Below are 8,880 nucleotides of genomic sequence, written 5' to 3' on the forward strand. Positions count from 1 at the left end.
ATCCTCCTTTGAAAGCTGAATGAACTAGTTAACATCAAAAGAGATGTTATTTCATGAAGCCAATTAAATTAGCTTCTAATGACTGTTTTATAGTAGCATACGTTCACAAACTTTCCAATAGCCTCTCTTTATTTTAACAAGGATTTTTCACAAAGTAATTACCTATTCTTGCTAAAAACTCCTAAATATACTGTTTTTACGACATTTAAAGAACGTGACAAAACTAACTTTCAGCCTTATCACGTTCTATTTTCGTATTTTATTTTTAAACTTCTTGTAAAACCTGTTCTTGTTTAGGTGACTTCACATTTAATGTAATTTTACCTTTGCTTGCTCCAACAGTCACTTTATCTCCTAGATGGATTTGTCCTGAAAGTAACGCTTCGCTCAAACGATCTTCTACTTCTTTTTGTAATGCTCGGCGAATTGGACGAGCTCCGTATTCTGGGTCAAAACCAACTTTCCCAATGACTTCAATTGCAGCTGGCGTAATTTTTACATTTACATCCTGCTCTTTTAGTCGTTGAACAATTGATTTACTCATGATTTTAACAATTTCATGGATTTCCTTTTGATCCAATGAACGGAAGACCACTGTTTCATCAACACGGTTTAAGAACTCCGGACGGAAGGCTTTTTTCAATTCTTCCATAATTCTTTTTTGCATTGCATCGTAGTCTTTTGTTAGATCTTTTACGTTAAACCCAACATTTTTTTCTTCACGAATTGCAGTCGCTCCAATATTTGATGTCATAATTAAGATTGTATTTCTAAAATCAACTTTACGGCCTTTAGAATCAGTCAAATGACCATCATCTAACACCTGCAACAAGATATTAAATACATCCGGATGAGCTTTTTCCACTTCATCTAATAAAATCACAGAATAAGGTTTTTGACGAATTTTTTCAGTTAACTGTCCACCCTCTTCATATCCGACATAGCCTGGAGGAGAACCTATCAAACGACTTGTACTATATTTCTCCATAAACTCAGACATGTCAACACGAACTAACGCATCTTCGCTGCCGAACATTGTTTCAGCCAACGCTTTGGCTAACTCAGTTTTACCCACGCCTGTTGGTCCTAAGAACATAAACGAACCAATTGGTCTATTTGGATCTTTCAATCCGCTGCGAGCTCTGCGAATCGCGCGTGATACCGCTTGAACTGCCTCATCTTGCCCAACTACTCTATGATGTAAAATACTTTCCAGCTCAAGTAATCGTTCACTTTCTTTTTTCTCTAATTGTTGTAACGGAACACCTGTCCATTGCGAAACAACATTAGAAACATCTTGTTCTGTCACACGGTTAGCATATCCAGAAGCTTCTTTTTCTTTTAGTAATAAGATGTTCTCTAATTTTCTAGCTAGTTTCTTCTCTTTTCGGCGTAATCTTGCTGCACTTTCAAACGATTGTGCTTGAATTGCTTCTTCTTTTTCCTGAATTAAACGAGCAATTTCTATACGTAAATCATTAATTTCAGATGGTTCATCCGCCAAGTCTAAACGTACTTTCGCTGCTGATTCATCCATTAAATCAATTGCTTTGTCTGGCAACTGACGTGAGTTAATATATCGGACAGACAAATGAACTGCTGCATGCAGCGCATCATCTGTAATTTCTACACCATGATGTTCTTCGTAGCGAGAACGTAAACCTTTTAAGATCTCTTCCGCTTCTTCAGGTGTTGGCTCATCCACTTGTACACGAGCAAAACGACGTTCTAAAGCAGAGTCTTTTTCAATATATTTTTGATATTCATCTAAAGTAGTGGCACCAATTGTTTGCAGTTCACCTCTGGCAAGAGCTGGTTTTAATATATTCGATGCATCAATCGCACCTTCAGCTCCACCTGCACCAATCAATGTATGCAACTCATCAATAAACAGGATTACTTCACCATCTTGATAAATCTCGTCGATAACTTTTTTCAATCGGTCTTCAAACTCACCACGATACTTCGTTCCTGCCACTAAAGCACCCATATCAAGCATCATCAAACGTTTATCCTGCATATCTTCCGGCACTTCACCATTGACAATCTTTTGCGCTAATCCTTCAGCAATTGCTGTTTTACCAACACCTGGTTCACCAACTAAAACTGGATTATTTTTTGTTCTCCGACTTAATATTTGAATTAAACGTCTTACCTCTTGTGCTCTTCCCACAACAGGATCAAGATTATTTTCTCTAGCCAATTTAGTTAAATCACGAGCTAAAGAATCTAATGTAGGCGTACCTTTTGGAGCTGCCTTTTGTGCTTGATTATTTCGGCGACGCCCAACATTTCCACTCATTTGAGGATCAGTTACACCAATTTTTTTCATCAATAGCTGACGCATTTTTGAAAGGCTCATACCCAAATTCAGTAAGATACGAGATGCTAAAATATCTTCATCTCTTAATAGTCCTAATAAAATATGTTCTGTTCCAATATTTGGAGCTCCTAAGCGTCGTGCTTCATCTCCTGCGTAAGCAAAAATTTGTTTTGCTCGAGGTGAGTAAGGTAAGTAAGCACCTTTGGGATAATCTTTCACAGTTCCGTATCCAGTTAAGTGTTCAATTTCTTCACGAATATCATTTTTATCCGCATTTAATTGGCGCAAAGCTTTTCCAGCAATACCATTTGGCTCTAACACTAATGCTAATAATATATGCTCAGATCCAACAGACTGATGCCTAAAATATTTTGCTTCTTCTTGTGCAATCGCTAATACTGCTTTAGCACTATCTGTAAATAATTCATCCATACCATCATTCCTCCTCATAGCTCAAACGTTCTAAAAACGAATGCATCAACCGAGCTCGTAAGTAATCCTCATTTGCCCCAGCCTCGCCTAAAACCTGTTTACCAAGTACCGACAACATCAGATTTCCTTCTCGTTTGGTAATTACCTCTTCTTCATATAGCTTTTGTATAAAAATCAATGCATCCTTTTCCGATAGTTCATTGCCAGTAAATTGTGCCATCTGTTTCAACAATTGATCGCTATCTGAAATTTGCACTTTCGCAATTCTAATATATCCTCCACCACCACGTTTACTTTCAACGGAATAACCACGTTGAATGGTAAAGCGAGTATTAATTACATAATTAATCTGGGAAGGAACACAGTTGAATAAATGCGCCATTTCAGCTCTACGAATTTCAATCTTGTTACTTTCTTCAAGAATCTTTTTTAAATATGCCTCGATTAAATCTGAAGTATTTTGATTACTCATCACACTCATCCTTTTCCCTTGACTAATACTGACCTTAATTATACATAATTTTAAACGTTTAATAAAGGAGAATGCCCAATATAATAAGAAAAGATAAATATTAAAACTGGAAACCATTTTATTACCAAAAAATCACTACCTAAACTAAGATAGAAAATTTAAAACAGTAAAACTAACATAAACAGTTGATTTCTAAGTGCTTCCATTTCCAAATGTCTCCTTTCGATGCTATACTCTAAGCATCTACAAATTAAAAAATTAAGTGAAGGACGTGTTTTCTTATGTGTACAAGTATTTTTACTACAACCAAAGACAATAAGCACTTGCTAGCTAGAACTATGGACTTTTCATTCCCGTTAAATCCGAATGTATTATACCTCCCTCGAGAATACGAGTGGACTTCTGAAGCAGATAAAGAAAAACATCAGTCTAAATATGGACTTTTGGGCGCAGGTCGTTTATTAGGAACATCTTATTTTGTTGCTGATGGCGTAAATGAACATGGTTTGGCTATTGCAGAATTATACCTACCTAATAAAGCCGTCTATCAAAAAGAACTTAATGATGAAAAAATCAATTTAGCTCCACACGAGTTTATCACTTGGGCTTTAGGAAAATTCAAATCAATTTCAGATTTAAAAACAGAACTTTCTAAGGTAAATCTTTTTGAAGTACCAGCACCACTTATTAACACTGTTACTCCTCTACACTGGATTTTGACAGATACAACTGGTGCATGTATGGTAATTGAACCAACTGGAAAAATGCTTCATCTTAAAGAAAATCCAATTGGGGTTATGACAAACACACCTCTTTTAGAATGGCATATTGAAAATCTAAGCAATTATTTAAATGTTCGCCCTAAGCAATATGACCCTGTAGAATTTGGAGATTATACTTCTCATGCATTTTCTCAAGGAACTGGGACATTGGGCTTACCTGGTGGTTATACTCCTCCAGAACGATTTGTTCGTGCAACTTTCTTTAAAGAAAATATCGATCAAGCAGCAGTAGAAGCTGAAGCGGTAACAAATGCTGTAAGAATTTTAGCAACTGTTCAAATTCCTAAAGGGATTGTAGTTACTTCTGAAGACAAAGAAGACTATTCTCAATATTTGGGAATGATGTGTAATGAAAGTAAAACTTATTACTACACAGATTACAATAATACACGTATTTCTAAAGTAGCTTTAACAGACGAACTACTTGAAAGAAAAACACCAAAAGTGTTTGTTATGAAAAAAACAGAAGATATGAATATCTTGAATCAAGAAAGTATATCTCCAGAAGAAAAAATTTCCGATATCAAACAAACAGGTGAAACAGGTGCAAACATATTAGATATACTTCGCCAAGAATTAGTATTAGGCGTAAAAGCAGCACAAGATGGCAGCTTAAATGATGATGCACATCAAACGATTGACCAAACAATTGAACAATTAAAGATGTTGAAAAATAATATTTAATTTAAATTTATAAAAAGCCGAAAAGATCTTTGTCTTTTCGGCTTTTTATACTCTAAAGATAAAATAAAAAATCCAGCCTCTTAATTGAGTTGGATTTTTTTAATAATCGGGAAGACAGGATTCGAACCTGCGACCCCTTGGTCCCAAACCAAGTGCTCTACCAAGCTGAGCTACTTCCCGTAACTACTATAATAATAAAAAAAGACTAAACAGCGCTAAAAGGAACTAATACTCTACCTTCTAAATCGCAGTCAAGCACGTTAACAATGCACCCAAAGGGAGTCGAACCCCTAACCTTTTGATTCGTAGTCAAACACTCTATCCAGTTGAGCTATGGGTGCTACATTTTAAAATGTAATGCCGAGGACCGGAATCGAACCGGTACGGTGATCACTCACCGCAGGATTTTAAGTCCTGTGCGTCTGCCAGTTCCGCCACCCCGGCGAATGAAAATGGCTTAAGCGGAAAACGGGGTTCGAACCCGCGACCCCCACCTTGGCAAGGTGGTGCTCTACCACTGAGCTATTTCCGCATTCTGATGCCGGCTAAAGGACTTGAACCCTCGACCCTCTGATTACAAATCAGATGCTCTACCAACTGAGCTAAGCCGGCGTATGTTTCGCCTGGTTATTTAACGAGACTAAAAATGCGGGTGAAGGGACTTGAACCCCCACGCCGTAAGGCGCTAGATCCTAAATCTAGTGCGTCTGCCAATTCCGCCACACCCGCAAAATATTTCTATGAGCCGTGCAGGGTTCGAACCTGCGACCCTCTGATTAAAAGTCAGATGCTCTACCAGCTGAGCTAACGGCTCAAAAAATGGAGGTTAACGGGATCGAACCGCTGACCCCCTGCTTGTAAGGCAGGTGCTCTCCCAGCTGAGCTAAACCTCCAAGACAACACGTTTAGCGTGGCGACGTCCTACTCTCACAAAGGGAAACCCTTCACTACAATCGGCGCTAAGAAGCTTAACTTCTGTGTTCGGCATGGGAACAGGTGTATCCTTCTCGCTATCGCCACCACACTGGGTGTTGTTGTATTTACTTGAGTGATTGTTCACTCAAAACTGGATTGAAGTTGTAATCAAATTGACCAAGATCTTTTATTTTATTTCTTTTGGTTAAGTCCTCGACCGATTAGTATTGGTCCGCTCCATACATCACTGTACTTCCACTTCCAACCTATCTACCTGATCATCTCTCAGGGGTCTTACTTTCTTAAAGAAATGGGAAATCTCATCTTGAGGTGGGCTTCACACTTAGATGCTTTCAGCGTTTATCCCTTCCCTACATAGCTACCCAGCAATGCCCTTGGCAGAACAACTGGTACACCAGCGGTAAGTCCATCCCGGTCCTCTCGTACTAAGGACAGCTCCTCTCAAATTTCCAACGCCCGCGACGGATAGGGACCGAACTGTCTCACGACGTTCTGAACCCAGCTCGCGTGCCGCTTTAATGGGCGAACAGCCCAACCCTTGGGACCGACTACAGCCCCAGGATGCGACGAGCCGACATCGAGGTGCCAAACCTCCCCGTCGATGTGGACTCTTGGGGGAGATAAGCCTGTTATCCCCAGGGTAGCTTTTATCCGTTGAGCGATGGCCCTTCCATGCGGAACCACCGGATCACTAAGCCCGACTTTCGTCCCTGCTCGACTTGTAAGTCTCGCAGTCAAGCTCCCTTCTGCCTTTACACTCTGCGAATGATTTCCAACCATTCTGAGGGAACCTTTGGGCGCCTCCGTTACCTTTTAGGAGGCGACCGCCCCAGTCAAACTGCCCACCTGACACTGTCTCCCAGCCCGATAAGGGCTGCGGGTTAGAGGGTTCATAACACAAGGGTAGTATCCCACCAGCGCCTCCACCGAAACTAGCGTTCCGGTTTCATCGGCTCCTACCTATCCTGTACATGTGGTACAAACACTCAATATCAAGCTACAGTAAAGCTCCATGGGGTCTTTCCGTCCTGTCGCGGGTAACCTGCATCTTCACAGGTACTAAAATTTCACCGAGTCTCTCGTTGAGACAGTGCCCAAATCGTTACGCCTTTCGTGCGGGTCGGAACTTACCCGACAAGGAATTTCGCTACCTTAGGACCGTTATAGTTACGGCCGCCGTTTACTGGGGCTTCAATTCTGAGCTTCGCCGAAGCTAACCCATCCTCTTAACCTTCCAGCACCGGGCAGGCGTCAGCCCCTATACGTCATCTTTCGATTTTGCAGAGACCTGTGTTTTTGATAAACAGTCGCTTGGGCCTATTCACTGCGGCTGACCGAAGTCAGCACCCCTTCTCCCGAAGTTACGGGGTCATTTTGCCGAGTTCCTTAACGAGAGTTCGCTCGCTCACCTTAGGATACTCTCCTCGACTACCTGTGTCGGTTTACGGTACGGGCAGTTGTTTTCTCACTAGAAGCTTTTCTTGACAGTGTGACATCAGGAACTTCGGTACTATTATTTCCCTCCCCATCACAGCTTGTCCGTACAGAGTAAAGCATTTGACTCTACTCAAGACTTACTGCTTGGACATGCACTTCCAGTCGCATGCATTCCTTAGCCTCCTGCGTCCCTCCATTGCTCAAACAAAAACAACTGGTACAGGAATATCAACCTGTTGTCCATCGCCTACGCCTTTCGGCCTCGGCTTAGGTCCCGACTAACCCTGGGCGGACGAGCCTTCCCCAGGAAACCTTAGTCATACGGTGGACGGGATTCTCACCCGTCTTTCGCTACTCATACCGGCATTCTCACTTCTAAGCGCTCCAGCCGTCCTCACGATCGACCTTCAACGCCCTTAGAACGCTCTCCTACCATCACACCAGAGGTGTGATCCACAGCTTCGGTAATATGTTTAGCCCCGGTACATTTTCGGCGCAGGGTCACTCGACTAGTGAGCTATTACGCACTCTTTAAATGGTGGCTGCTTCTGAGCCAACATCCTAGTTGTCTGTGCAACCCCACATCCTTTTCCACTTAACATATATTTTGGGACCTTAGCTGGTGGTCTGGGCTGTTTCCCTTTCGACTACGGATCTTATCACTCGCAGTCTGACTGCCGAATATGAATGAATGGCATTCGGAGTTTATCTGAATTCGGTAACCCGAGATGGGCCCCTAGTCCAAACAGTGCTCTACCTCCATCATTCTCAACTTCGACGCTAGCCCTAAAGCTATTTCGGAGAGAACCAGCTATCTCCAAGTTCGTTTGGAATTTCTCCGCTACCCACAGCTCATCCCCGCACTTTTCAACGTACGTGGGTTCGGTCCTCCAGTGCGTTTTACCACACCTTCAACCTGGCCATGGGTAGATCACATGGTTTCGGGTCTACGACTACATACTCAATCGCCCTATTCAGACTCGCTTTCGCTGCGGCTCCGGCTCTTCACCTTAACCTCGCATGCAATCGTAACTCGCCGGTTCATTCTACAAAAGGCACGCCATCACCCATTAACGGGCTTTGACTTGTTGTAGGCACACGGTTTCAGGATCTATTTCACTCCCCTTCCGGGGTGCTTTTCACCTTTCCCTCACGGTACTGGTTCACTATCGGTCATTAGGGAGTATTTAGCCTTGCGGGATGGTCCCCGCGGATTCCGACGGAATTTCTCGTGTTCCGCCGTACTCAGGATCCTCCTAGGTGTTGCCAACATTTCGTCTACGGGGCTATTACCCACTTTGGCGGACCTTTCCAAGTCCTTCGACTATCTTGACAGACTACCACAACGGAGTCCTACAACCCCAACAAGCAAGCTTGTTGGTTTGGGCTTTTCCCGTTTCGCTCGCCGCTACTCAGGGAATCGAATTTTCTTTCTCTTCCTGCAGGTACTTAGATGTTTCAGTTCTCTGCGTCTACCTCTAACCAGCTATGTATTCACTGGAAAGTAACATCCTATAAAAGATGCTGGGTTTCCCCATTCGGAAATCTCTGGATCATAGCTCACTTACAGCTCCCCAAAGCATATCGGTGTTAGTCCCGTCCTTCATCGGCTCCTAATGCCAAGGCATCCACCGTGCGCCCTTATTCACTTAACCTTGTCAACCTTGCGGTTGGGTCTTGACCACTTCTTCTAGCGATAGAAGGTTAGTCAATAAAATAAGCTTCGAACAATTAATTAATTAACTCTTCAACGCGGTGTTCTCGGTTTGTTTTGATTACTTTTTTACTTCAATATCCAGTTTTCAATGAACAAT

General features: G+C 42.1%; 3 protein-coding genes, 8 tRNA genes and 2 rRNA genes. 1 reads left to right on the forward strand and 12 read right to left on the reverse strand.

All coding sequences use genetic code 11. The features are described 5' to 3' along the window. Positions 1 to 265: 265 nt before the first annotated feature. A complete protein-coding gene (locus tag C240_RS10750) occupies positions 266 to 2,755 on the reverse strand; it encodes an ATP-dependent Clp protease ATP-binding subunit (RefSeq protein WP_271495440.1) in 2,490 nt (829 codons plus the stop codon). 4 nt (positions 2,756 to 2,759) lie between these two features. Beyond that, a complete protein-coding gene (locus tag C240_RS10755; protein WP_271495444.1) occupies positions 2,760 to 3,227 on the reverse strand; it encodes a CtsR family transcriptional regulator in 468 nt (155 codons plus the stop codon). A gap of 281 nt (positions 3,228 to 3,508) precedes the next feature. On the opposite strand from C240_RS10755, the gene C240_RS10760 reads away from it, so the two are divergent. Beyond that, complete coding sequence (locus tag C240_RS10760; RefSeq protein ID WP_271495447.1) at positions 3,509 to 4,693, forward strand: choloylglycine hydrolase family protein; 1,185 nt, start codon at positions 3,509 to 3,511, stop codon at positions 4,691 to 4,693. Positions 4,694 to 4,799: 106 nt separating this feature from the next. On the opposite strand, the gene C240_RS10765 is transcribed toward C240_RS10760, so the two are convergent. From C240_RS10765 to C240_RS10810, 10 genes are all read right to left on the reverse strand, one after another. Further along, a tRNA-Pro gene (locus tag C240_RS10765) sits at positions 4,800 to 4,873 on the reverse strand. A gap of 87 nt (positions 4,874 to 4,960) precedes the next feature. Next, positions 4,961 to 5,034 (reverse strand) — tRNA-Arg (locus C240_RS10770). A 17-nt stretch (positions 5,035 to 5,051) separates the two neighbouring features. Next, positions 5,052 to 5,137: transfer RNA gene (locus C240_RS10775), tRNA-Leu, on the reverse strand. Between the two features lie 16 nt (positions 5,138 to 5,153). Next, positions 5,154 to 5,225 (reverse strand) — tRNA-Gly (locus tag C240_RS10780). 7 nt (positions 5,226 to 5,232) lie between these two features. After that, positions 5,233 to 5,305, reverse strand: a tRNA-Thr gene (locus C240_RS10785). Between the two features lie 35 nt (positions 5,306 to 5,340). Next, positions 5,341 to 5,422: transfer RNA gene (locus C240_RS10790), tRNA-Leu, on the reverse strand. Between the two features lie 12 nt (positions 5,423 to 5,434). Then, positions 5,435 to 5,507: transfer RNA gene (locus C240_RS10795), tRNA-Lys, on the reverse strand. A gap of 6 nt (positions 5,508 to 5,513) precedes the next feature. Then, positions 5,514 to 5,586 (reverse strand) — tRNA-Val (locus C240_RS10800). 15 nt (positions 5,587 to 5,601) lie between these two features. After that, positions 5,602 to 5,717: ribosomal RNA gene (gene rrf, locus C240_RS10805) — 5S ribosomal RNA — on the reverse strand. Positions 5,718 to 5,809: 92 nt separating this feature from the next. Beyond that, a 23S ribosomal RNA gene (locus C240_RS10810) occupies positions 5,810 to 8,721 on the reverse strand. Between the last annotated feature and the right edge of the window lie 159 nt (positions 8,722 to 8,880).

This window comes from Enterococcus sp. 5H, from assembly GCF_028128615.1.
Lineage (GTDB): Bacteria > Bacillota > Bacilli > Lactobacillales > Enterococcaceae > Enterococcus_L.